Here is a 24,665-nt window from a genome sequence, read left to right as displayed (position 1 = left end):
TCGCCGGCGACTGGTCAGGCTCCCGAAAGCTTGGCCGCCCTTTTCCCGTGGTTCCTGAGGCAGGAAATCCCGGCCGGCGTTGTTGGGGTGGAGCTTGGGCGTGGTGTCGCCGGCCTGTCAATCCGGCCGCACGCTGCAATTCCGTTCAACCGGGGTATGCGCCGGAAGCTTTCCGCCCGTTTTCCGCTCAACCCGCCAATGTTGTTAGCAGATGCACAAAACGAAAACAGGCTTGACCCGGCGCCGCTCATGATGAACATATCTGATCTATTCATTCAAATATGAACAACGGCGGCCAAGACAAGCCGTCTTATCCCGGACAGGAGCGGACATGCCCGGTTCCCCCATCGGCATCATCGGCGGCGGCATCGGCGGCCTCGCTGCCGCCATCGCGCTGCACCGCGCCGGGCGCGAGGTCCTGGTCTTCGAGCAGGCGCGCCGGTTCTCCCGCGTCGGCGCCGACATCAACCTGACGCCCAACGCCGTGCGCGCCCTGGACGGGCTCGGCATCGGCGCGGCCCTGCGCGAGCATGGCGCCCGCCCCACGCACCGCGTCAGCCGCGACTGGGACACGGGCACGGAAACCTCGGTCCTGGCCATGTCCGGCGAGGCGGAGGCGAAATACGGCGCCCCGCAGCTCACCCTGCACCGCGCCGACCTGCTGCGCGCGCTGGAGGAGGCGCTGCCCGCCGAGTGCATCCGCCTCGGCCAACGGGCCACCAGGATCGCGCAGGACGCGGCGGGCGTGCATCTCGCCTTCGCCGACGGCACGCGGGCCACCGTCGCGGCGCTGGTGGGCGCGGACGGCATCCATTCCGTGGTGCGCGCCGCCCTGTTCGGGGAGGAGCAGCCGCGCTTCACCGGCGTGGTCGCCTATCGCGCCGTGATCCCGCGGGAAAGGCTGGACCTGCCGGGGCTCGACCGCTTCACCAAGTGGTGGGGGCCGAATGCCGCGAGCCAGATCGTCACCTTCCCGATCAGCGCGGGGCGGGAGACCTTCATCTTCGCCACCACGCCGCAGGAAAGCTGGCGCGAGGAATCCTGGACCACGCCCGGCAGCGTCGAGGAGCTGCGCGCTGAATATGCCGGCTACCACCCCGAGGCGCGGGCGCTGCTGGCGGCCTGCGACAGCGTGCTGAAGACCGCGCTCTACGAACGCGACCCGCTCCCGTCCTGGTCGCGTGGCCGCGTCACGCTGCTCGGCGATGCCTGCCACCCGATGATGCCCTTCATGGCGCAGGGCGCCGGCATGGCGGTGGAGGATGCCGTGGTGCTGGCCCGCTGCCTGCACGAAGGCATGGCCGACATCCCCGCCGCCCTGCGTCGCTACGAGCGGGCGCGCCTGGCGCGCACCGCCGAGATCCAGGTGGCATCCCGCGGCAATGCCTGGCTGCGCGCCGGCGGCAATGCCGACTGGGTCTATGGCTACGACGCCTGGAACGTGCCGCTCGACACACCGCCCGCGGCGGCGGCCTGATGCCGGCCGAGATGCCGGAGGAAGCACCGGGGCACCTGATCTCCCCGGTGCAGCGTGCCGTCCGGCTGATGGAATACATCGCGGAGGGCGGCCCAACCGCGAATCTCAGCGAGGCCGCACGGCGCACCGGCATCAACCGTGCCACGCTGGCCCGGCTGCTGGACACGCTGGAATACGAGGGCGTGCTGGAACGGGCCCCGGGCGGCGAGTACCGCCTGGGCCTGCGCTTTCTGGGCCTCGCCGCCTCCGCCCTGGCCTCGCGCGACCTGGTTTCCCTGGCGCGGCCGGTGCTGGCGCGGCTGGCGGCGGAAACCGGCCTCTCCTCCTATCTCGTCGTGCTCAGCGGCGGCGAGGCGCTCTACCTCGCCCGCGAGATGCCGGACACGCCGCTGGTCAGCCATATCCGCATCGGCAGCCGCGTGCCGGCGCACCTGACCACGCCGGGCCGCGTGCTGCTCGCGCCGCTGCCGCCGGCGGAAAGACGGGCACGCCTCGGCCCCGGCCCGCTGCCCACCGCCACGCCGCACTCCCCGGCCACGCACGCGGCCCTGGACGCCGTGCTGGCCGAGGACGCGGTGCGCGGCTGCGCCTGGAGCTTCTCCGCCTATGAGCCCGGCGTGGATTCCTGCGCCGCCCCGGTGCTGGGGCAGGAAGGCAGGCCCCTCGCCGCCCTCAGCCTGGCCGGGCCCGCCGCGCAGTTCGGCCCGGCACCGTTCCGCGCGGAGGTGGAGCGGCGGGTGAAGGGCGCGGCGGCGGAACTCTCGCGGCTGATGGGCGCCCGCAACGATCGCGGACCGAAGGAGGCATGAGCATCGTGCGACGTCGGAAGCTGCTTCTCGCCGGCATGGCCGGCGGCCTCGTCACGGCACAAGGCGGGAAAGCCATGGGAGCGCCGGAGGCGGCGCCCGTGACGGAGGATCTGTTCCGTGTCACCGTGCTCGGCTCCGGCACGCCCATGCCTTCCGCCCAGCGCTTCGGCAATGCCACGCTGGTGGAATGCGGCCACCGGCGCCTGCTTTTCGACTTCGGGCGCGGCTGCACGATCCGGCTCTGGCAACTGCGCATCCCGCTGGGCAGCATCGACGCGCATTTCCTGACCCACCACCATTCCGACCATACGGCGGGCCTGCCGGATCTCTGGCTGACCGGTTGGCTGCGGCCGCCCTATGGCCGCCGCGCGGCGCCGCTCCTGCTCTACGGACCGCCGGGCACCGAGACGATGGCGAAGGGCCTCCGCGCGGCCTATGCCGCCGATATCGGCACGCGTCTCGCGGACGAGCACAATCCGGAGGAAGGCATCCGCATCGATGCCCGTGACGTGGCGCCGGGCCTTGTCCACGAACAGGACGGGCTGCGTGTCCTTGCCTTCGACAACGACCATGGCGAGATGGTCAGGCCGTCCTATGGCTACCGCATCGAGTACCGCGGCCGCGTCGTGGTCCTGGCCGGCGACACGCGCTACAGCCAGGAGGTCGTGCGCCAGGGACGGGGTGCGGATCTCTTCCTCCACCCCGTCACGCTGATCCCGGAAGCGCTGCTGGCGGGCGACCCGGCCTATCGCGCGGTCTACAGCCACCTCGCCTCGCCGGACGACGCGGCGCGCGCCTTCCGCGAGGCGAAGCCGCGCCTGGCTGCGCTCTACCATGTCGGGCTGAACGGGAATGCGACGCTGGCCGATCTCCAGTCCGCCATCCGCACCGGCTATGATGGCCCGTTGATGATCGCGTCCGACCTGACCGCCTTCGGGATCGGCCGGGATGCCGTCTCGGTCATGCAGCGCGAGGCGGGCTGAGGCAGCCCGCCCGGAGCACCGCCGCCTCGGGCGCCCTGCCCGCCGGTTCCACTCTCCGGAGGGAAATCCCTTTCCCTCAGAACCCCGTCAGCACCGTCTTGCCGATGGCCCGCCCGCTTTCCAGCGTGGCGTGGACGCGGCGCAGGTTGGCGGCGTTGATGGTGCCCGCCTCCTCGTGCAGCGTGCTGCGCAGGAAGCCCTCGTCCACCAGCGCCGAGACCGCGTTCAGCAGCCGGTGCTGGGCGATCATGTCCGCCGTCCGGAAGACCGGGCGCGCGAACATGAACTCCCAGTGGACCGAGACGCATTTCCGCTTGAACGGCATGATGTCGTAGCTCTTCGGGTCGTCGATCAGCGCCACCTTGCCCTGGGGCGCGATCAGCTTCGCCACGGCGGCCTGGTGCCGGTCGGAGGCGGAAAGGCTGGCGACATACTCCGCCTGTTCGATTCCCGCCTCGCGCAACGCCTCGTCCAGCGGGCGGTGATGGTCGATCACGTGATGCGCGCCCATCTTCCGGCACCATTCGATGGTGGCGGGGCGGGAGGCCGTGGCCACCACGGTCAGCCCGGTCAGGCGGCGGGCGAGTTGCGTCAGGATGGACCCCACGCCCCCGGCGCCGTTGATGACCAGCAGCGTTCCGCCGCCCGCCATGGGCCCGCCGGTCAGGGCGCCATAGGGCACGCCCAGGCGGTCGAAGAGCAGCTCCCAGGCGGTGATGGCGGTCAGCGGCAGGGCGGCCGCCTCGGTGAAGGACAGGCTGGCCGGCTTGCGGCCGGCGATCCGCTCGTCCACCAGGTGGAACTCGCTGTCCGTGCCGGGGCGGTCGATGCTGCCGGCATAGAAGACCTCGTCGCCCGGCCGGAACAGCGTGACCCCGGCGCCGACCGCCTCCACCACCCCGGCGGCGTCGTAGCCCAGCACCTGGACCCCGCCCTCGGGCGGCGTCGCGCGGGCACGCTGCTTGGTGTCCACCGGATTGACCGAGACCGCCTTCACCGCGACGCGCAGGTCGTGCGGTCCGGGTTCCGGCACGGGCAGATCCAGGTCGATCAGGGATTCATCATGGGCGACGGGCAGGTTCCTGCGATAGCCGACGGCCTTCATGGCAGCTCTCCTCTGGCAGGCGGGCGCGGAGGGGGCCGGACCAGGCCCTGGCGCCCCGCACCCCATCATGGCGGAGGAACCGGCAAGACGGGCGAAAGCTGCATGGCCGGCCCCGTCCTGCAATATCCCACCCTCCAGCCGCTCCGGCACCCCTGTTCGTTGCCTTGTCGGCACCTGTCTGGCGAAGGGGCCGCCGGAGTGGCATCATGGGTTTTCCTGACCCCTTTCCGTACCGGAGGAGTCCTGTCCTTCGCCTTTCCCGGCGCCGGACCGGGGCTGGCCGCCGCAGAACCGAGTAGCGATGCTGAGCAGGATCACCACAGAGGCAGACCCTTGGCCGTTCGGCGGCGGCGATACCGGCGCGCTGGTCCGGGAGCCGGGTTTCGAGGCCAGCGGGCTGGGGCCGGTCACCGACTGGCCGGCTTCCCTGCGGACCATCGCCGAGATGGTGTTCAACTCCCGCCAGCCGAAGTTCGTCGCCTGGGGGCCGGATCTCGCCTTTCTCTACAACGATGCCTATACGCCGATCTTCGCGGAGCGGCATCCCTGGGCGCTCGGCCGGCCCTTTGCCGACGTCTGGGCCGATATCTGGCCGCAGTTCGGCCCCATCGTGGACCGCACCCTCTCGGGCGACGCCCAGTATTACCGCGAGCTGCCGATCCCGATGCTGCGCCAGGGCCGGCGCGAGGAAACCTGGTTCACCTTCTCCTACACCCCGCTGCGCGACGAGAGCGGCCAGATCGCCGGCCTGGTCTGCGCGGCCATGGAGGTGACCGACCAGGTCCTGGGCCGGCAGCGCGAACAGGCGGCGCTGAAGGCGCTCCAGCAGCAGACCGAAACCCTGGCGACGGTGAACCGCGCCGGGATCGCCATCACCAGCGAGCTCGATGTCGGTCGCCTCACCCAGCTCGCGGTCGATGCGGGCATCTCGCTGACCGGCGCGGAGTTCGGTGCCTTCTTCTACAATGCCGAGGACGAGACGGGGCAGGACTACCGCCTCTACGCCCTGTCGGGGGCCGATGCCGCGGCCTTCGCCAGCTTCCCCATGCCGCGCGCCACCCCTCTCTTCTCGCCGGACTTCGCGGGCCGGACGGTGATCCGCTCCGACGACGTGACCCGTGACCCGCGCTATGGCCCCGACGCGTCGCATGCCGGCATGCCGCCGGGCCACCTGCCGGTGCGCAGCCACCTCGCCGTGCCGGTCCGCTCCCGCACCGGCGCACCGATCGGCGCCCTGCTCTTCGGCCATCGCGAACCCGGCCGCTTCGACGCCGCCAGCGAGACCAGCCTGGTGAGCCTGGCCGGGCAGGCGGCGGTGGCCATCGACAACGCCCGGCTGCTACAGGCCGCGGAGCGCGAGATCGCGCAGCGGCGCGAAGCCGAGGAGCAGCTGCGGCAGCTCAACGAGACGCTGGAGGCGCGCGTCGTCACCGAGATCGCCGAGCGCCGCCAGGCCGAGCTCGCCTTGCAGCAGGCGCAGAAGATGGAGGCGATCGGCAAGCTCACCGGCGGGGTGGCGCACGACTTCAACAACCTCCTCCAGGTGGTCTCGGGCAACCTGCAGCTTCTGGCGACGGATGTCGCGGGGCGGGAGAAGGCGGAACGCCGCCTCGCCAACGCCATGGCCGGGGTGCAGCGCGGCGCCAAGCTCGCCGCCCAGCTCCTCGCCTTCGGGCGGCGCCAGCCGCTGGAGCCGAAGGTGGTCAATCTCGGCCGGCTGATCGCCGGCATGGAGGACATGCTGCGCCGCAGCCTGGGCGATGCGATCGAGATCGAGACGGTCGTGTCCGGCGGCCTGTGGAACACCCTGATAGACCCGACGCAGCTCGAGAACGCGCTGCTCAACCTTGCCATCAATGCCCGGGACGCAATGGCGGGCTGCGGCCGCATCACCATCGAGGCCGGCAACGCGATGCTCGATGCCGACTATGCCCGCCTGCACGCGGACGTCACGCCCGGGCAGTATGCGCTCCTCGCCGTGACCGATACGGGCAGCGGCATGCCCCCGGAGGTGGTGCGGCAGGCCTTCGAGCCCTTCTTCTCCACCAAGCCGGACGGCAAGGGCAGCGGGCTCGGCCTCTCCATGGTGCATGGCTTCGTCAAGCAGTCGGGCGGCCACGTGAAGATCTACAGCGAGCCGGGCCAGGGCACCGTCGTCCGGCTCTACCTGCCCCGCGCGCACCAGGGCGAGGACCGGCCGGTGTCGCTGGAAAGCGGCCCCGTCGCCGGGGGCTGCGAGACCGTGCTGGTGGTCGAGGACGACGACAGCGTCCGGGCCACGGCGGTCGAGATGCTGAATGAGCTGGGCTACCAGGTGCTGACGGCGCGCGACGCGGCCAGCGCCCTGACCGTGATCGAGAGCGGGGTCGCCGTGGACCTGCTCTTCACCGACGTCGTCATGCCCGGGACGCTGCGCAGCCCCGAACTGGCGCGCAAGGCGCGGGAAAGGCTGCCCGGCATCGCCGTGCTCTTCACCTCCGGCTACACCGAGAACGGCATTGTCCATGGCGGCCGGCTGGACCCGGGGGTCGAGCTCCTGTCCAAGCCCTATACGCGGGAGGCCCTGGCCCGCAAGATCCGCTATGTCCTGGCCAAGCAGCGGCCGGCCAGCCCCTAGCCTCCTTTCCCGCAAGGAGGCTGCCGGGGCCATGAACCGTGCATTCCCCTTGCGGCCTGCGTGGCGGGAGGGGAAGCATGGCGCCGCCGCGCCCAAGGGGGAAATGCCATTCCCCTGACGGGCGCTCCGGGAAAACGGGAGTTCCCTTGCCATGCAGCGACGCCAGTTCCTTTCCGCCACCGCCGCGCTGGGCGCCTTCGGGGCGCTGTCCGCGCCGCGACTCGGCTTGGGCGCGGAAAACAAGTTGCTGCGCTTCATCCCCGAAAGCGACGCGACGGTGCTGGACCCGATGTGGACCACCGCCACCGTCACCCGCAACCACGGCTACCTCGTCTTCGACACGCTCTACGGCCAGGACGAGAGCTATGCGATGCAGCCGCAGATGGTGGAGGGGCATGTCGTCGAGAATGACGGCCGGCTCTGGACCCTGACGCTGCGCGAGGGGATGAGGTTCCACGACGGGGAGCCGGTACGCGCCATCGATGCGGTGACCAGCATCCGCCGCATCGCCGCGCGCGATGCCTTCGCCGCCGCGCTGATGGCCGCGACGGACGATCTCTCGGTGATCGACGACCGGCGCTTCCGCTTCCGGCTGAAGAAGCCCTTCCCGCTGCTGCCGAACGCCCTGGGCAAGACCGGCACCTCGATGCCAGCGATCATGCCGGAACGGCTGGCGAAGACCGATCCCTTCGTCCGCGTGGACGAGATGGTCGGTAGCGGCCCCTTCCGCTACAAGGCGAGCGAGCATGTCGCGGGCTCGCTCGCGGTCTATGAGCGCTTCGATGGCTATGTGCCGCGTGCCGGCGGCACGCCGAGCTTCACCGCCGGGCCGAAGCGTGCGCATTTCGACCGGATCGAGTGGCGGGTCATCCCCGATGCCTCCACCGCCGCCAATGCCATGATGAATGGCGAGGCCGACTGGTGGCAGCAGCCCACGGCGGACCTGATGCCGCTGCTGAAGGGCAACCGCAGCCTGAAGAGCTCGATGCTGGACCCCTCCGGCAACATGGCCATCATGCGCTTCAACACGCTGCACCCGCCCTTCGACAATCCCGCGATCCGCCGCGCCCTGCTGGGCGGGGTAAGCCAGACCGACGTGATGATGGCCATCGCCGGGGAGGATCGCAGCATGTGGAAGGACGATGTCGGCGTCTTCAGCCCCGGCACGCCCTTCGCCAACGACGCGGGAATGGAGGTCCTCACCAGCCCGCGCGACATGGACAAGGTGAAGCGCGACCTCGCCGCCGCCGGCTACAAGGGCGAGGCCGTGGCGCTGCTGGTGGCGACCGACTACCCGGACCAGAACGCGGCGGGCCTCGTGGTCGCCGACCTGCTGCGCCGCGCGGGCATGAAGCTGGACCTCCAGTCGACGGACTGGGGCACGGTGGTGCAGCGCCGCGCGAAGAAGGACCCGCCCGCCCAGGGCGGCTGGAACGCCTTCATCACCAACCTGACCGGCACCAACAACTTCGATCCGGCGAGCCATCTCGGCCTGCGCGGCAACGGCGACAAGGCCTGGTTCGGCTGGCCCAACGCGCCGAAGCTGGAGGAACTGCGCCAGCAGTGGTTCGACGCGCCGAACGAGGCCGAGCAGAAGCGCATCTGCCGCGAGATCCAGGCCGATTTCATGCGGGAGCCGACCTATCTGCCGCTCGGCGCCTACTACCCGCAGACCGTGTTCAGCGCGAAGCTGACGGGCATGCGCAGCGGGCTGCCGCAGTTCTACGACATCCGCTGGGCCTGACCGCCCCGCTGCAGCCGCCGGAGGGAGGCCCCTCCGGCGGCGGATGTCGCAGGCTTCATCCGGCGGCCACCACCCCGCCCGCCCCATGCGGCGTTGCTTCCAGGCAAAGAGCTTCGGAGGATCGCTGCATGCGTCGTCGTATCACCCTCTCCGCCCTCGCGGTTCCACTGCTGGGGCTCGGCCTGCTGGCCGCACCGTCACTGAGCACCCCGGCCTCGGCCAAGGAGGGCGGCTGCGTCAAGGACGGCGCGGTGGGCGCGGTGGCGGGTCATTTCGTCGGCAAGGGCCATGCGGTGGCGGGGGCCGCGGCGGGATGCGCCGTGGGCGTCCATCGCCGCCATGCCGCCGAGAAGCAGGACCAGAAGCAGCAGGACGACAAGGGCGGGAATGGCAGCTCCGGCTGAGCCTGCCACTCCCGGGACGAGGCCATGAGTGGGTCCATGAGTCCTGTGGCAGGGATCACGCAGCCTGTGCGTGGGACTCCACAGTCAATATCCCCGTTATCCACAAACTTCTCCCCCGGGTGAGGGGGTGGGGGCGCCCTATTTCGCCGGAAGGGTGCGCTTCAGGGCATCCTTCCACCCCGCGATCATGCGGGCCCGCTGCTCCCCATCCATGCGCGGCTCGAAGACAGCCCCCCGCTTCCAGGTGGCGGCGACCTCGTCCAGGTCCTTCCAGACACCGACTGCGAGGCCGGCCAGGAAGGCAGCCCCCATGGAGGTGGTCTCCAGGCAGGCGGGGCGCTCCACCTCGGCCTGCAGCATGTCGGCCAGGAACTGGCAGAACCAGTCATTCGCCGACATACCGCCATCGATCCGGATGGTCTTCAGTTGTCCGGCGCCATCCCGCTGCATCGCCTCGGCGAGGTCGAGCGTCTGGAAGGCCACGGATTCCAGCGCCGCCCGCGCCAGATGCGCCGCCGTCGCGCTGAAGGTCAGGCCGCAGATCAGGGCGCGTGCCTCCGGATCCCAGTGCGGCGCGCCCAGGCCCACGAAGGCCGGCACCATGTAGACGCCGTGGCTGTCCGGAACCCGGGTGGCCATGTCGTCGGTCTGCGAGGCATGGGTGATCACCCCCACGCCGTCGCGCAGCCATTTGATCGCGGCGCCGGCGACGAAGATCGCCCCTTCCTCGGCATAGACCGTCCTGCCGCCGAGGCGATAGGCCACGGTGGTCAGCATGCGGTTGTCCGAGGAGACCGGCTTCTCGCCGGTGTTCAGCAGCATGAAGCAGCCGGTGCCGTAGGTGGACTTGGCCATGCCCGGCGCGAAGCAGGCCTGACCGATCACCGCCGCCTGCTGGTCCCCCGCCATGCCGGCGATGGGAATGGCGCGGCCGAAGAGCGCGGGATCGCTCTCGCCGAAGACGGTGCTGTTGTCCCGCACCTCCGGCAGGACCGCGGCGGGAATGCGGAACAGCTTCAGCAGGTCCTCGTCCCAGACCTGCCGGTGGATGTCGAACAGCAGGGTGCGCGAGGCATTGGTGGCATCCGTCGCATGCACCTTGCCGCCGGTCAGGCGCCAGAGGAGGAAGCTGTCGATCGTGCCGAAGGCGAGTTCGCCGCGCTCCGCCCGCTCCCGCACGTCCGGGAGGTTGTCCAGCAGCCAGGCCAGCTTGGTGGCGGAAAAATAGGGGTCCAGCAGCAGGCCGGTGCGGGCGCGCACCAGATCTTCCGCCCCTTCCTGCTTCAGCTTCGCGCAGAGGGCTGCCGTGCGGCGGTCCTGCCAGACGATGGCGCGGTACACGGGCTTGCCGGTCTCCCGCTCCCACAGCACCACCGTTTCGCGTTGGTTGGTGATGCCGATCGCGGCCACCCCGGTCCCGTCCGTGAGCCCGGCCTCGCCGAGCGCCTCCCGCACCGTGTCCACCACGTCGCGCCAGATATCCTCCGGGTCGTGCTCGACCCAGCCGTCATCCGGGTAGTGCTGGGCGAATTCCCGCCGCGCCAGGGAGATCTGCTGGGCCTTGTCGTCGAAGACGATGCAGCGGGTCGAGGTCGTGCCCTGGTCGATGGACAGGACGTAGCGGGCTTGGCTCATGGATGTTCCTTGGGACGTTCTGTGGTGTTCGTTGGCCGGTCGGGGGGATCGGTCGGGAGGGGGTCAGTCGGCGCCGATCTGGCGGATCGAGAGGTCGGGTGCCTCCCGCAATGGCGCGGCCTGGGGCTGCTGGCGGCGCGAGGGCAGGAAGGGCCGGATCAGGCACTGGTAGGCTCCGCCGCCCACGACACCGCCGATCAGCGGTCCCACGATCGGCACCCACCAGTAGTTCTGCGCCGCCGGCAGGGCGGCCGGTCCCCACCCCGTGAAATAGGCGAAGAGACGCGGTCCGAAGTCGCGGGCCGGGTTCAGCGCCCAGGCCTCCAGATAGCCGGCCGAGGCACCGATGATCGCGACGAGGAGGCCGATGACCAGCGCGCCGAAATTGGCCTGCGGCGCCATGGTGTTGAATTCCTCGGTGATGGCGAAGATGCCGAAGAGCAGCAGCGCGGTCAGGACGATCTCGTTCCAGAGCGCGTGCATCGGCGTCACCGCCAGGCCGGGCGCGGTGAAGAAGACGCCGGCTGCGCCGCCCGCCTCGCGGGTCAGGCCCTGGGTGGCGTTGAAGTGGTCGATGACCGGGCCATAGAGGCTCAGCACGATCGCGGCGCCTACCATGCCGCCCAGCACCTGCGCCACCCAGAAGGGCAGGACCTTGCGCCAGGGGAAACCCCGATAGAGGGCCAGGGCAAGGGTCACGGCCGGGTTGGCATGGGTGCCGGAGACCGCCCCGGTCACATAGATGGCCACGGTCACGCCGAGGCCCCAGGTGATGCAGACGCCCCAATAGGCGAGCTTATAGGGGCTGGGGTCGTAGAGCACGTACATGGCCGCCACGGAGCAGCCGAAGGTGATGATGATGGCGACGGCCACGGCTTCGGAGACAAGTTCCCCGAGAAATTGCCGCTTCTCGTTCATGGATGTTTCTCCCCACGTCTTGCGAGACGCATTGCACGCTCAGCCGGCGGCGATCTCCTGCGACTGCTTCTGCCGCGCGAGATAGTCTTCCAGCCGCCCGGCCGTGCCGGCTGGCACGTGCAGGCCGAGCTTGGAGCGGCGCCAGAGGATGTCCTCCGCCGTCACCGCCCATTCCTCATGGATCAGGTAATCGACCTCGGCCTGCGTCAGGCCGGCGCCGAAATCCTCGCCCAGATCCTCCATGCCGCGTGCCTTGCCCAGCAGCCGGTCGGCGCGCGTGCCATAGGCACGGGCAAGGCGATAGGCCAGGGCTTCCGGCAGGAAGGGAAAGCGTTGCCGCAGCCCGGCCAGGAAGCGGTCGAAATCCGCATCCGGCATGTCGCCGCCGGGCAGGGGCGCGGCCGCCGTCCAGGCGGGCTTCAGCCCTGGCAGGTGCGGCTCCAGCTTTTCCAGCGCATGTTCCGCCAGCTTGCGATAGGTGGTGATCTTGCCGCCGAAGACGGAGAGCAGTGGCGCTTCTCCCTCCGGCGCGTCCACCTTCAGCACATAGTCGCGCGTGACCGCCGATGCGTTCTTCGCGGCGTCGTCATAGAGCGGCCGCATGCCGGCATAGCTCCAGACCACGTCGTCCGGGGCGACCTCCCGCTTGAAGTAGCGGTTGACCGTGTCGCAGAGATACCGCGTTTCCTCCGCGCTGATCGAGACCGGGCCGGGCGCCTCGTTCCAGGGCACGTCCGTGGTGCCGACCAGCGTGAAATCGCCCTCGTAGGGGATGGCGAAGACGATGCGGCGATCGGGATTCTGCAGGATGTAGCAGTGGTCGCCCTCGTAGAGGCGCGGCACCACGATGTGGCTGCCTTTGACCAGCCGGACCTTGTCCGCGTCGTTGATCTTGAGGCGGCGGGTCAGCAGCTCGCTCACCCAGGGGCCGGCGGCGTTGACCAGGATGCGGGCCGTGACCGGACGCCGTCCGCCGCCGCGCAGGTCCTCGATCTCCGCGCGCCAGATGCCACCTTCGCGCTGCGCGCCGAGGAAGCGGGTGCGGGTGTGCAGTTCCGCCCCCTTCTCCGCCGCGTCGCGGGCGTTCAGCACGACGAGGCGGCTGTCCTGCACCCAACAGTCGGAATAGACGAAGCCGCGTTCCACCCCGGGCTTGAGCGCGGAACCGAGCGGCGAGGTTCGGAAACGAACACCTTCCGAACCCGGCAGGCGCTTGCGGCCACCCAGATGGTCGTAAAGGAACAGGCCCAGCCGGACCATCCAGGCCGGGCGGACGTCGTTCCGGTGCGGCAGCACGAAGCGCAGCGGCCAGATGATGTGCGGCGCCGCGGCCAGCAGGCGCTCGCGCTCGATCAGCGCCTCCCGCACCAGGCGGAACTCGTAGTATTCGAGATAGCGCAGCCCGCCATGGATCAGCTTCGTGCTGGCGGAGGAAGTGTGGCGCGCGAAGTCGTCCTGCTCGACCAGCAGGACCTTCAGCCCTCGCCCGGCCGCGTCGCGGGCGATACCGGCGCCGTTGATGCCGCCACCGACGACGAGAAGGTCATAATCCGCCTGGCTGGCCAAGTTCCCCGCTCCTCTCCCTGCCGCCTCCGCGAAGGCCGTGCGAGGCCCTGTGCCCCGCAAAAGGAAGATAAGCGAAGAAAAAATGTTCGCAAGCGAAAATTAAAGTGCTGGACGGGGCCGTGCCGCCGTTGAGGCAAGGCGCCGCCTCTCCCCCGGCGGGCCACCACGCAGCGCGGCGCCTTACCGGCCCGGTGCCGGCTTCGCCTCTGCCGCCGGGGCGCGGCCCGCCACATGGCAGGCGACACCGTGTTCCCGCAGCAGTGCCTGGATGGGGCGTGGCGGCGGCTGGTCGGTGAAGAGGGCGGAGACCTCGGTGATGGAGCCGAGCCGCACCATCGGGCGCCGGGCGAACTTGGTGTGGTCGGCCAGCAGGAAGCTCTGCCGCGAATGGCGCAGGATGGCGCGGGCGGCGCGGATCTCGTCATGGTCGAAATCCAGCAGCGTCCCGTCCTCGTCGATGCCGCTGATGCCGAGGATGCCGAAATCCACCCGGAACTCGGCGATCATGTCGCTCACCGTCTGGCCGACGATGCCGCCGTCGCGGTTGCGGACCGTGCCGCCGGTGACCACGACGGAAAAGTCGGTGCGGCTGGACAGCAGCGCCGCCACGTTCAGGTTGTTGGTGATGACACGCAGCTCCCGGTGCCCCAGCAAGGCCCGGGCCAGCGCCTCGGTGGTGGTGCCGATATTGACGAAGAGGGAGGAACGGTCGGGGATCTCCGCTGCCGCCTGCCGGGCGATGGCCTCCTTGGCCTGCGGGTTCAGCACCTGCCGCTCGGCATAGGCGATGTTCTCGGTGGAGGAAGCCAGCCCCGCGCCGCCATGGTGGCGGGCAACCCGGCCTTCCTCCGCCAGCGCGTTCACGTCGCGCCGCACCGTCTGCACGGTGACGTCGAATTCCCGCGCCAGCTCCTCGTTGGACACGTAGCCACGCTGCCCGATCAAAGCGAGGATCCGCTGGTGGCGCGACGCCGCCTTGCTGCCTGCCAATGCCATCTCCCGAAACCCTTCCCCGCCCCTCGGCCTGGCGGGTCAGCCCGGCTCTTCCTCGCGGGCCGCGCCACCCTGGCTGAGGGCGACCGATTTCACCAGGGCCCAGAGCGGCTGTCCCGGGCGCAGGTCCAGGCGCCGCGCCGCCTCGGCGGTGATGCGCGACAGGAGCACGCCGCCGGCACCCAGGCGCAGGCGCAGCATCACCTCCTGCCCCGTGCCCGGCCCGATGGCCTCCAGCACCACGGGCAGCACGTTGCGGACCGAGATCCCGCGGGGCTCCTCGGTGGCGACCGACACGTCGCGCGCCCGCACCCGGACGCGCAACCGCGTGCCCGGCGCATCCGGCAGCGACGGCAACAGCAGCTCGCCGCCCTCGAAGCCCAGCCGCGCCAAGCCCTCCCCCGCCACACGCTCCCGCACCGTGCAGGCGAGCAGCACGCCCGCGTCCCGCCGCCCGGCGAGAAGCGGCAGGTCGGTGCGGGCGGAAAGCTCCTCCACGCTGCCCTCGGCGAGCACGCGCCCCGCCTCCATCAGCACCAGCCGGTCCGCCAGCCGATCCACCTCCTCCATCGCATGGGTGACGTAGAGGAGCGGGATGCTGAGCCGGTCGCGCAGCCGCGTCAGGAAAGGCAGGACCTCCGCCTTGCGCGCGGCATCCAGCGCGGCCAGGGGCTCGTCCATCAGCAGCAGGCGGGGGCGCGACAGCAGGGCACGGCCCAGGGCGACACGCTGCCTCTCGCCGCCGGACAGCGCGGCGGGGCGGCGGCGCAGCAGATGGCCGATGCCGAGCAGCGCCACCACCTCCTCGAAGCCCGGTCCCTCCGCGCCGTGCGGTGCCCGGCGCAGCCCGTAGCGCAGGTTGGTGTCCACCGAGAGATGCGGGAAGAGCCGCGAATCCTGGAAGACCACGCCGCAGCGCCGCTGTTCGGGCGGCAGCATGCGCCGCGCCGCGCTGTCGAACAGCACCATGCCATCCAGCGCGATCCGCCCCTCCTGCGGGCGCAGCAGTCCGGCCACGGCGGCGAGCAGGGTGGATTTGCCGCAGCCCGAGGGGCCGAAGACCGCCGTGACGCCCGGTGTCGGCGAAGCGAAGGCCGCATCGATGGCAAAGCCCGGCATGTCCGGGGCGGGGGCGGGAAAGCGGTGGCGCAGGCGGACTTCCAGCATCAGCCGCGCCGCCTCGGCGCGCCGGGTGGCGCGGCCCGGCTGGACGGGCGCGGCATCAGCGCGGCGCCCGGCCGAGCATGACCTGCATCCGCCGCCCGGCGAATTCCGCCAGCAGCAGCCCCAGCACGGCCAGCACGAAGGAGACCGCCGCCAGCCTGGCCGCCGTCGCCTCGCCGCCCGGGGTCTGGGTGGCCGCGTAGATCGCCAACGGCAGGGTCTGGGTCCGGCCGGGGATGTTGGAGGCAAAGGTGATCACCGCGCCGAACTCGCCCAGCCCGGCGGCGAAGGCGGTGATGGCGCCGGACAGGATGCCGGGCGAGATCAGCGGCAGGGTCAGCGTCACGAAGCGGTCCAGCGGCCCGGCGCCGAGCGTGCGCGCCGCCGCCTCCAGCCCCGGATCGACGGAATCCAGGCTGAGGCGCACCGCGCGCACGATCAGCGGAAAGGACATGGTGGCGGTGGCGAGCGAGGCGCCGGCGGTGGTGAAGACCAGCCGGATGCCGAACCAGTCGTTCAGCAGCGCCCCGACCGGCCCGCGGATGCCGAAGGTGACCAGCAGCAGCCAGCCCACCACCACGGGCGGCATCACCAGTGGCAGGTGGACGAAGGCGTCGAGCAGGGCACGCCCCGGAAAGCGGTGCCGGGCCAGCAGCCAGGCGGCCAGTACCGCCGGGGGCAGGCCGAACACCACCGAGCGCAGCGCCACCTCCAGGCTGAGGCGCACGGCCTGCCATTCCTCGGGCGTCAGCCAGCCTGCCGGGTTGCCGGGCCAGGTCATGCGGAGCGGGTCAGGCCCCAGCGGGGCGGGACATGGCCATCGGGCGGGATCGGGCGGGCCAGGGGCGGTCGGGGTCCAGTGGGCAGGGACCGATCATGCCCTATGGCTGGCGCAGGGCGAAGCCGAAGCGCTGGTAGACCGGCGCCGAGTCGGGACCCGTGATGAAGGCCAGGAAATCGCGCGCCTGGGCATTCCCCTCGGCCCGTTTCGCCAGGGCGAAGGGATAGGTGATCGGCGGGTGGCTTTCCGCCGGGAAGGTGGCCACGACCCGCACCCCCTTCGAGATCGCGGCATCGGTGGAATAGACGATGCCGAGCGGCGCCTCGCCCCGTTCCACCAGCAGCAGGGCGGAGCGCACATTGTCCGCCCGCGCCAGGCGCGGCGAGAGCTTGTCCCACTGCCCCATCCAGCCCAGCGCCGCCTGGGCATACTTGCCCACCGGCACGTTGGAGGGATCGCCCGTCGCGATCCGCCCATCGGCCCCGAGCAGCGCCGAAAGGTCCGTGTCCCGGGTCAGCACCAGCTTCGGCGCCGGCTTGTCGGCGGGGGCGATCAGCACCAGGGCATTGGCCAGCGGGCTGACCCGCGTGCCGTCCACGATCAGCCCGCGCTGCTGGACATAGTCCATCCAGGGCTCGTCGGCGGAAGCGAAGATGTCGGCGGGCGCCCCCTGCTCCATCTGGCGCGCCAGGGCCGAGGAGGCCGCGAAGGAGAAGCGCGGCGCCGGATGGCCCTTGGCCTTCCAGGCCTCGCCCAGCGCGCGCATGGCATCGGTCAGGCTGGCGGCGGCAAAGACCGTGGGCCCCCCGGCCTCCTGCGCTCTCGCGCCGGACAGGCCCACCAGCGGTGCCGCGAGGCACAGGGCGAGGGCCGAGGCGAAAAGCCGACGACGCATGGGGGGTCTCCGCTTCGCTATTCCTCGTTGGATATATCGGTGGGCTTCCCAGGCCGCAACCATCCCTTCGCCGAGGCTATATGCCGCGGATATATACGGTGTGCCGGGATAATGCCGGTCCGCCCTGGCGGTCGCCCCCGGGGGACAGAGCAACGGCAAGGGCGAGGCACCGGAACCCGCGCAGCCTGGGGCCTGGGAGGCTGCGTGCCTTCCTGGTGGGAGGGCGGCGAGGGGGTGCCCGCGGCGACGGGCCGAAGGGCGCCCCGTGGAATCCTCTTGCTTCCCCTGTCTCGCGGCACTACATCCCTGCCGAGACAATCCGCCGTTTTCAGGGGGGTGGCCTTCACGGGCCGCCTTTTTTTATTGCCGAAGCCCGACGCCGACGACCGCGAGAGTAACGACACCGCCAGCGACACCGCCCCGGGCACGCCCGATCTGACCGGCGGCCTGGAGGCGCGGCTGGCGCGTGTGGTGGAGCCTGCACTGGCCGGCATGGGCTATGAGCTGGTGCGCGTGCAGGTCAGCGGGACGCGGACGCCCACGGTGCAGATCATGGCCGACCGTGCCGATGGCGCGCTGATCGGCGTGGAGGACTGCGAGGCGATCAGCCACGCCGTCGGCGCCGTGCTGGATGTCGAGGACCCGTTCAGCGGCGAATGGAACCTGGAGGTTTCTTCCGCCGGCATCGACCGGCCGCTGACGCGCACCAAGGACTGGCTCCGCTTCGCCGGGCATGTCGCCACGGTGGAGCTGCTGGTGCCGCAGGACGGGCGCCGGCGCTGGAAGGGCCGCATCCTGGCGGCGGACGAGAATGAGGTGAGGCTCCGGCTGGACGAAGGCGGCGAGGCGGTGATCCCCCGCGACACCATCCGCCGCGCCAAGCTGGTGCTGACCGACGAGTTGATCGCCGCCACGGCGACGGAAACGGCGGGCGAGCCCGGGGACGCCGAAGAGGCGGACGAGCAGCCGCGCCGCAAGCCGCACGCGAAGAGGAACTGACGCCAATGGCTCTGGACGCCTCCGTCCTTCGCCCCGAACTGCTGCAGGTGGCCGACGCCGTCGCGCGCGAGAAGATGATCGAGCGCGACGAGGTGCTGGAGGCCATGGAGCAGGCCATCCAGAAGGCCGGCCGCGCCAAGTACGGCGCCGAGAAGGACATCCGCGCCACCATCGACCGCCGCTCCGGCGAGGTGAAGCTCTCCCGCTGGACCGAGGTGGTGGACGCCGACACGGTCGAGAACGAGGAGACGCAGATCCCGCTGCGGATCGCGCTGAAGTTCCAGCCGGAGATCGAGGCCGGGCAGTTCATCGTCGATCCGCTGCCACCGATCGATTTCGGCCGCATCGCCGCGCAGACCGCCAAGCAGGTGATCGTGCAGCGGGTGCGCGAGGTCGAGCGCAAGAAGCAGTTCGACGAGTACAAGGACCGCGTCGGCGAGATCATCAACGGCGTCGTCAAGCGCACCGAGTACGGTAACCTGATGGTCGATCTCGGCCGGGCGGAGGCGCTGCTGCGCCGCGACGAGACCATCCCGCGCGAGGCCTTCCGCAACGGCGACCGGGTGCGCGCCTATATCTATGACGTGCGCGAGGAGACGCGGGGCCCGCAGATCTTCCTCTCCCGCACCCATCCCGGCTTCCTGGCCAAGCTGTTTGCCCAGGAGGTGCCGGAGATCTACGACGGCATCATCGAGATCAAGGCCGTGGCCCGCGACCCGGGCTCGCGCGCCAAGATGGCGGTGATCTCGCGCGACAGCTCCATCGACCCGGTCGGTGCCTGCGTCGGCATGCGCGGATCGCGCGTGCAGGCCGTGGTGGCGGAGCTGCAGGGCGAGCGCATCGACATCATCCCCTGGTCCGGCGACCCGGCGACCTTCCTGGTGAACGCCCTGGCCCCGGCCGAGGTGACCAAGGTGGTGCTGGACGACGAGGGGCGCCGGGTTGAAGTCGTGGTGCCGGATGACCAGCTTTCGCTGGCCATCGGGCGCCGCGGCCAGAACGTGCGCCTCGCCTCCCAGCTGACCCGCTTCGACATCGACATCCAGACGGAGACCGAGGAGAGCGAGCGCCGGCAGGAGGAGTTCCGCAAGCGCACCAGCCTCTTCGTGGACGGCCTGGATGTGGACGACGTGATCGCCGGCCTGCTGGTCACCGAGGGCTTCACCACGATCGAGGAGGTCGTGGACGCCCCGGACGAGGAACTGGCCGAGATCGAGGGCTTCGACGAGACCGTGGCCCAGGAGCTGAAGCGCCGCGGTCATGCCTGGCTGGAGAGCCGCGACCAGGAGCTGGACGAGAAGCGCCGCGCGCTGGGCGTCGAGGACGTCGTGGCCGAGGTCGGCGGCTTCAGCCCGGCGACCCTGGTGACGCTCGGCGAGAAGGGCATCAAGACGCTCGACGACCTGGGCGACCTGGCCTCCGACGAGTTGGTCGAGATCCTGGGCGAGGACAGCATCGACGAGGAGACGGCGAACGCCATCATCATGGCGGCGCGCCAGCACTGGTTCGAGGGCGAGGAAGGGGCGGCCGAGGCCGCCGGCCACGCCGATACCGGAAATTCCGGTGAGGAGACAGACAACGCCACCCGTACCGAACCATGATGACACACGCGATGTCATAACGGGCCGGCCCGACGCCGAGGGTGCCATGCAGGCGCCCTCCGGCGATCCGTCTGGCTCGCCGGCGGAGATGGGGCAACCCGATCCCGAGGAGAAGGGCCCGCTGCGCCGCTGTGTCGTGACGCGCGAGAGCTTCCCGAAGGAAAGCATGATCCGGTTTGTCATCGGTCCAGGTCGGGAACTCGTTCCTGACCTGGCCGAACGGCTGCCTGGGCGGGGAATGTGGTTGAGCGCGCGGGCCGATGTGCTAGAAGCCGCGCTCAAGCGTGCAGCCTTTGCCAGGGCGGCCCGTGGGCCGGTCAACCCTCCCCCCGACCTGAATGCACGGATCGAGGCTGGCCTGAGGCAGCGCCTGCGGGACCTCCTGGGCTTCGCGCGGCGCGCAGGGCAGGCGGTAAGCGGCTTCCAGCAGGCGCGCGAATGGCTGCAGGCTGGGCGGGCCGGCCTGGTGGCACAGGCTTCCGATGGCAGCGCGGCGGAGCGCTCGCGGCTGGTCGGGGCCAGGGATATCCCGGTGGTCGCCGTCCTGACGGCGGCGGAGCTGGGGGGAATTTTCGGACGCGACCACGCGGTGCACGTGGCGGTCGCAAAGGGCCGGCTGGCCCAGGAGATCGCGCGAGAGGCGGCCCGTCTGGGCGGCTTCATCAGCGCCGTGGAGAGTGTGCGTGGCTGAAAAGAATACGACGGGTACAGATAGCGGGCCGATGAGCGACGGGAACGAACAGGATGCGGCCAAGGGTCGGCTGAGCCTGAGGCCCGGCGGTCGGATGGAGCTCGGCAAGACGGAGGCGGCGGGCAGCGTGCGCCAGTCCTTCAGCCATGGCCGCTCCAAGACCGTGCAGGTCGAGGTGGTGAAGAAGCGGACCCCGGCCCCCGCGCCGGTTGCCGCGACGGGCCCGGCCCGATCCGGCGCCGCGCCGGGCGGCCGCCCCGGTGGCGCCTCGCGCTCCGGTTCGGGTTCGCGCGGCGGCGGCGGTGCGCCGCAGGCCGGCCGGCCGCTGACCCAGGGCGAGCAGGCCAACCGCCTGCGCGTGCTGGAGGAGCAGCGCCGCCTGGAGGCCCAGCGGCAGCGCGAGGAGCGTGAGCGCCAGGCCCTGGCGATCCGCTCGGCCGCCGAGGAGGCGCAGCGCCGCGCCGCCGAGGAAGAGGCGCAGCGCCATGCCGCCGAGGAAGCGAAGCGCGCCGCCGAGGAAGCCTCCCGGCGTGCCGCCGAGGAGGAATCCCGCCGCCGTGCCGCGGCCGCCGCTGCGCCGGCCCCGACCGAGCAGCCGGCGCCCGCCGCGCCTGCCCCTGCGGCTCCGGCCCCTGCCCCGGTTCAGGCCCGCACGCCGGTCCGCGAGGAACGGCCGCGCGAAGACCGGCCCGTCCGCGACGAGCGTCCGGTGCGCGACGATCGTCCGGCGCGTGATTTCGGCCGCGACCGCGATGGCGGCGCCGGTGCTGGCTATGGTGCCCGCTCGGGCGGTCCTGGCGGTGGCTACGGCGCCCGTTCCGGTGGCCCCGGCGGTGCCAGCGGCGGCGGCTATGGCGCCCGTTCCGGTGGTCCCGGCGGCGCCGGTGGCGGCGGCTATGGCGCCCGTTCCGGTGGTCCCGGCGGTGCCAGTGGCGGCGGCTACGGCGCCCGTTCCGGTGGTCCCGGCGGTGCCGGTGGCGGTGGCTATGGCGCCCGTTCCGGTGGTCCCGGCGGCGCCGGTGGCGGCGGCTATGGTGCCCGTTCCGGTGGTCCTGGCGGTGCCAGCGGCGGCGGTTACGGCGCCCGTTCCGGTGGTCCCGGCGGCGCCAGCGGCGGCGGCTATGGTGCCCGTTCCGGTGGTCCCGGCGGCGCCGGTGGCGGCTATGGCGCGCGTGGCCCTGGTGGCGGCGCGGGTGCCGGTGCGCCCCGCCTGCCGATCGCCAGTGGCGCCCCCGCCATCGAGGAAACCGATCGCCGCACCCCGTCGCGCCGTGCCGGGCCTTCCACCGCTCCGGCGGCCCGCCGCCCGGCGGCGCCCCCGGCGCGCAAGCCCCCCGTGGGCGCCGACCGGCGCCGCGAGGGCCGGATCGACGTCCAGGCCGCGATCGAGGGCGAGGACGACCGTTCCCGCTCGCTCGCCTCCGTCCGCCGCGCCCGTGAGCGCGAGCGGCGCCAGGCCGAGCTGGCGCGCCTGCGCTCGGATGGGGTGAAGGTCGTCCGCGACGTCACCATCCCCGACGTCATCACCGTGCAGGAGCTGGCGAACCGCATGGCCGCCCGTGGCGGCGAGGTGGTGAAGGCGCTGTTCCGCATGGGCGTGATGGCGACCCTGACGCAGTCCATCGACGCCGATACGGCGGAGCTGGTGGTGACCGAGTTCGGCCACCGTCCGCGCCGCGTCTCGGAGAGCGACGTGGAGCTGGGCCTGGGCGGCGCGGTGGACCAGGACGACGAGCTGCTGCCGCGTCCGCCGGTCGTGACCATCATGGGCCATGTCGACCACGGCAAGACCAGCCTGCTGGACGCGCTGCGCAAGACCGACGTGGCAGCGCGCGAGGCCGGCGGCATCACGCAGCATATCGGCGCCTACCAGATCACGGTGCCGGACGGCTCCAAGGTCACCTTCATCGACACGCCGGGCCACGAGGCCTTCACGGCCATGCGTGCCCGCGGTGCCTCGGTGACGGACATGGTGGTGCTGGTGGTGGCGGCCGACGATGGCGTCATGCCGCAGACGGTCGAGGCGATCCGCCATGCCCGCGCGGCCAACGTGCCGATGATCGTGGCGGTCAACAAGATCGACAAGCCGGGCGTGAACCCCGACCGCGTGCGCAACGAGCTGCTGCAGCACGAGGTCGTGGTGGAAAGCCTGGGTGGCGAGACGCAGGAGATCGAGGTCTCCGCGCTCAAGGGCACCAACCTCGACAAGCTGCTGGAGGCGATCTCCCTGCAGGCCGAGGTGCTGGACCTGCGCGCCAACCCGGATCGTGCCGGCGAGGGCACGGTGATCGAGTCCAAACTGGACAAGGGCCGTGGCCCGGTGGCCACCGTGCTGGTCCAGAAGGGCACGCTGCGACAGGGCGACATCGTGGTGGCCGGCACCGAATGGGGCCGTGTCCGCGCGCTGATCGATGACAAGGCGCGCAACGTGAAGGAGGCCCTGCCCTCCGTGCCGGTGGAGATTCTGGGCCTGTCCGGCGTCCCCTCGGCCGGCGAGAACTTCGTCGCCGTCGAGGACGAGGGCCGGGCGAAGGAGATCTCCGAGTTCCGCCAGCGCCAGGCCCGCGAGAAGGTGGCCGCCGCGCTGAGCGCGAGCCGCGGCACGCTGAACGACATGCTGGCCCGCATCCAGGCGGGCGAGCAGAAGGAGGTGGCGGTCGTCGTCAAGGCGGACGTGCAGGGCTCGGCCGAGGCGCTCGGCGTGACGCTCGGCAAGCTCAGCCGCGACGAGGTGAAGGTGCGCGTGCTGCACAGCGGCGTGGGCCAGATCACCGAGAGCGACATCCAGCTCGCCAAGGCCTCCGATGCCGTGGTGGTGGCCTTCAACGTCCGCGCCACGACCCAGGCGCGGGAGCTGGCGCAGCGCGAGGGCGTGGAGATCCGCTACTACTCGATCATCTACGAGGTGGCCGACGACATCGAGAAGCTGGTCAAGGGCAAGCTCGCCCCGATCCAGCGCGAGAAGTTCCTGGGCTACGCGCAGATCCTGCAGGTCTTCGAGGTCAAGCGCCTCGGCAACATCGCAGGCTGCCGCGTGACCGAGGGCGTGGTGAAGCGCGGGGCGGGCGTCCGACTGCTGCGCGACGGCGTGGTGATCCACCAGGGCACCCTGTCCACGCTGCGCCGCTTCAAGGACGATGTCCGCGAGGTCGCCAACGGCTACGAGTGCGGCATGTCCTTCGCGAACTACAACGACATCCGCGTCGACGACCAGATCGAGTGCTACGAGACGGAGACCGTGGCGGCCGATTGAGCCGCCCCGGCCCCTTCCGGGGCCGTCCGGATGAGACGGGGCCTCCGCGGGACACCGCGGGGGCCTCAGTTTTTTTGAGAGTGCGAGAACGAGAGATGAGCAAGCGAGCCGAGAGAAAGGGGGCGGAGGCCGCCCCCTCCCAGCGCCAGCTCCGCGTGGCCGAGGAAATCCGCCATGCCCTGGCGGCCGTGCTGGCGCGCGGCGACGTGCGCGACCCGGAACTGGCCGCCGCACGGGTGACGGTGACGGAGGTCCGTGCCTCCCCCGACCTGAAGCACATGACGGTCTTCGTTTCCCGGCTCGGGCAGACGGCAGACAAGGAGCTGCTGGAGGCGCTGAAGCGTTCCCAGCCCTATCTGCGGACCCAGGTGGCCAAGGCGGTGCGGCTGCGCGTGGCGCCGGAATTGCATTTCCAGGCCGATACGGCGTTGGATCACGCCATGCGCATCGACGCCCTGATGCGCCGCCCGGAAGTGGCGCGCGACCTGCGGCCGGCCGACGGGGAGGAAGCGGGCGAGGAGAAGGAACAGCCGTGAAGACCCCTCTGCCGCCCGAGGCCGCCCCACTCATCCGGACCATCGCCATGCCGGGGGACACGAACCCGGCGGGCGACATCTTCGGCGGCTGGCTGATGGCGCAGATGGATCTCGCGGCCGGCAATGCCGCGGCCCGCCGCGCCCGCGGCCGCTGCGCCACCGTGGCGGTGGAGGCGATCAGCTTCCACTCACCCGTGAAGGTGGGAGACGAGGTCAGCCTTTATGCACAGATCCTCTCGGTGGGCCGCACCTCGCTCCGCATCCGGGTGGAGGCCTGGCGGCGGGAGCGGCACAGCGAGGACCGCAACCGGGTGACCGAGGCCGTCTTCACCTTCGTGGCGCTGGACGACGAAGGCCGCCCCCGCCCCGTCCCTGCCGAGGGCAGCGACGCCGGCTGATACGGGCGGCGGCTTTCCCCGGATGGGCTGCGCCTCAGCTGACTGGCCCCCGGGGGAGAGGCCCTGCCTCTCCCGCCGGCCCCCCTCTCCGCCAGG

General features: G+C 71.2%; 21 protein-coding genes. 13 read left to right on the top strand and 8 right to left on the bottom strand.

Annotated elements, in window-relative coordinates; genetic code table 11:
• The first annotated feature begins 30 nt into the window (after nt 1-30).
• The 4 genes from CTJ15_RS24015 to CTJ15_RS18535 are packed head-to-tail and all read left to right on the top strand — an operon-like array spanning nt 31 to nt 3,269.
• The gene (locus tag CTJ15_RS24015; RefSeq protein WP_126281915.1) at nt 31-285 is read left to right on the top strand and encodes a hypothetical protein; all 255 of its coding nucleotides are present in this window, start codon (nt 31-33) and stop codon (nt 283-285) included.
• Between the two features lie 46 nt (nt 286-331).
• On the top strand, nt 332-1,477 hold the full coding sequence (locus CTJ15_RS18545) for an FAD-dependent monooxygenase (RefSeq protein ID WP_075822924.1): 1,146 nt from the start codon (nt 332-334) through the stop codon (nt 1,475-1,477).
• Complete coding sequence (locus tag CTJ15_RS18540) at nt 1,477-2,286, top strand: IclR family transcriptional regulator (protein WP_099781817.1); 810 nt, start codon at nt 1,477-1,479, stop codon at nt 2,284-2,286. Before CTJ15_RS18545 ends, CTJ15_RS18540 begins: the two co-directional genes overlap by 1 nt.
• Nucleotides 2,283-3,269, top strand: a complete 987-nt coding sequence (locus CTJ15_RS18535) for an MBL fold metallo-hydrolase (RefSeq protein ID WP_075822303.1) — start codon at nt 2,283-2,285, stop codon at nt 3,267-3,269. Before CTJ15_RS18540 ends, CTJ15_RS18535 begins: the two co-directional genes overlap by 4 nt.
• A gap of 76 nt (nt 3,270-3,345) precedes the next feature.
• On the opposite strand, the gene CTJ15_RS18530 is transcribed toward CTJ15_RS18535, so the two are convergent.
• Entirely contained in the window at nt 3,346-4,374 is a 1,029-nt protein-coding gene (locus tag CTJ15_RS18530) for a zinc-binding alcohol dehydrogenase family protein (protein ID WP_075822304.1), read from the bottom strand.
• Nucleotides 4,375-4,675: 301 nt separating this feature from the next.
• Between CTJ15_RS18530 and CTJ15_RS18525 the strand changes: the two genes are divergently transcribed.
• From CTJ15_RS18525 to CTJ15_RS18515, 3 genes are all read left to right on the top strand, one after another.
• On the top strand, nt 4,676-6,991 hold the full coding sequence (locus CTJ15_RS18525; RefSeq protein ID WP_075822305.1) for an ATP-binding protein: 2,316 nt from the start codon (nt 4,676-4,678) through the stop codon (nt 6,989-6,991).
• Between the two features lie 151 nt (nt 6,992-7,142).
• Nucleotides 7,143-8,735, top strand: a complete 1,593-nt coding sequence (locus tag CTJ15_RS18520) for an ABC transporter substrate-binding protein (protein ID WP_019459235.1) — start codon at nt 7,143-7,145, stop codon at nt 8,733-8,735.
• A 128-nt stretch (nt 8,736-8,863) separates the two neighbouring features.
• Entirely contained in the window at nt 8,864-9,139 is a 276-nt protein-coding gene (locus CTJ15_RS18515) for a hypothetical protein (protein ID WP_019459236.1), read from the top strand.
• 138 nt (nt 9,140-9,277) lie between these two features.
• Here the strand turns inward: CTJ15_RS18515 and glpK are convergent, their stop codons facing one another.
• From glpK to modA, 7 genes are all read right to left on the bottom strand, one after another.
• On the bottom strand, nt 9,278-10,774 hold the full coding sequence (gene glpK / locus CTJ15_RS18510; RefSeq protein WP_019459237.1) for a glycerol kinase GlpK: 1,497 nt from the start codon (nt 10,772-10,774) through the stop codon (nt 9,278-9,280).
• 63 nt (nt 10,775-10,837) lie between these two features.
• Nucleotides 10,838-11,692 (bottom strand): MIP/aquaporin family protein, encoded by an 855-nt coding sequence (locus CTJ15_RS18505; RefSeq protein ID WP_019459238.1) that lies wholly within the window; start codon nt 11,690-11,692, stop codon nt 10,838-10,840.
• Nucleotides 11,693-11,731: 39 nt separating this feature from the next.
• Entirely contained in the window at nt 11,732-13,258 is a 1,527-nt protein-coding gene (glpD, locus tag CTJ15_RS18500; protein ID WP_058389731.1) for a glycerol-3-phosphate dehydrogenase, read from the bottom strand.
• Nucleotides 13,259-13,438: 180 nt separating this feature from the next.
• Complete coding sequence (locus tag CTJ15_RS18495) at nt 13,439-14,248, bottom strand: DeoR/GlpR family DNA-binding transcription regulator (protein ID WP_369923675.1); 810 nt, start codon at nt 14,246-14,248, stop codon at nt 13,439-13,441.
• A 42-nt stretch (nt 14,249-14,290) separates the two neighbouring features.
• Nucleotides 14,291-15,418 carry a molybdenum ABC transporter ATP-binding protein gene (modC, locus tag CTJ15_RS18490; protein ID WP_099781816.1) on the bottom strand — a complete coding sequence of 376 codons (1,128 nt, stop codon included), beginning with the start codon at nt 15,416-15,418 and terminating at the stop codon, nt 14,291-14,293.
• A gap of 55 nt (nt 15,419-15,473) precedes the next feature.
• Nucleotides 15,474-16,196 carry a molybdate ABC transporter permease subunit gene (gene modB, locus CTJ15_RS18485; protein WP_076970023.1) on the bottom strand — a complete coding sequence of 241 codons (723 nt, stop codon included), beginning with the start codon at nt 16,194-16,196 and terminating at the stop codon, nt 15,474-15,476.
• 100 nt (nt 16,197-16,296) lie between these two features.
• Nucleotides 16,297-17,091 (bottom strand): molybdate ABC transporter substrate-binding protein, encoded by a 795-nt coding sequence (gene modA / locus CTJ15_RS18480; RefSeq protein WP_019459243.1) that lies wholly within the window; start codon nt 17,089-17,091, stop codon nt 16,297-16,299.
• 363 nt (nt 17,092-17,454) lie between these two features.
• On the opposite strand from modA, the gene rimP reads away from it, so the two are divergent.
• The 6 genes from rimP (at nt 17,455) to CTJ15_RS18445 (ending at nt 24,569) form a co-directional block, all read left to right on the top strand.
• Complete coding sequence (rimP, locus tag CTJ15_RS24890) at nt 17,455-18,090, top strand: ribosome maturation factor RimP (protein WP_019459244.1); 636 nt, start codon at nt 17,455-17,457, stop codon at nt 18,088-18,090.
• A gap of 5 nt (nt 18,091-18,095) precedes the next feature.
• Entirely contained in the window at nt 18,096-19,691 is a 1,596-nt protein-coding gene (gene nusA, locus CTJ15_RS18470; protein WP_019459245.1) for a transcription termination factor NusA, read from the top strand.
• Nucleotides 19,692-19,737: 46 nt separating this feature from the next.
• Entirely contained in the window at nt 19,738-20,382 is a 645-nt protein-coding gene (locus tag CTJ15_RS18465) for an RNA-binding protein (RefSeq protein ID WP_026032886.1), read from the top strand.
• A 31-nt stretch (nt 20,383-20,413) separates the two neighbouring features.
• Entirely contained in the window at nt 20,414-23,635 is a 3,222-nt protein-coding gene (gene infB, locus CTJ15_RS24885) for a translation initiation factor IF-2 (protein WP_226945982.1), read from the top strand.
• Nucleotides 23,636-23,730: 95 nt separating this feature from the next.
• Nucleotides 23,731-24,171, top strand: a complete 441-nt coding sequence (gene rbfA, locus CTJ15_RS18450) for a 30S ribosome-binding factor RbfA (protein WP_019459248.1) — start codon at nt 23,731-23,733, stop codon at nt 24,169-24,171.
• Nucleotides 24,172-24,218: 47 nt separating this feature from the next.
• Nucleotides 24,219-24,569, top strand: a complete 351-nt coding sequence (locus tag CTJ15_RS18445) for an acyl-CoA thioesterase (RefSeq protein ID WP_079253270.1) — start codon at nt 24,219-24,221, stop codon at nt 24,567-24,569.
• Nucleotides 24,570-24,665: the final 96 nt, after the last annotated feature.

The sequence above is a fragment of the Roseomonas sp. FDAARGOS_362 genome (assembly GCF_002754815.1).
In the GTDB taxonomy this organism is placed as follows: domain Bacteria; phylum Pseudomonadota; class Alphaproteobacteria; order Acetobacterales; family Acetobacteraceae; genus Roseomonas; species Roseomonas mucosa.
The sequence above is the reverse complement of the archived record's forward strand: the minus strand, read 5'-3'. Positions and strand labels throughout refer to the sequence as shown.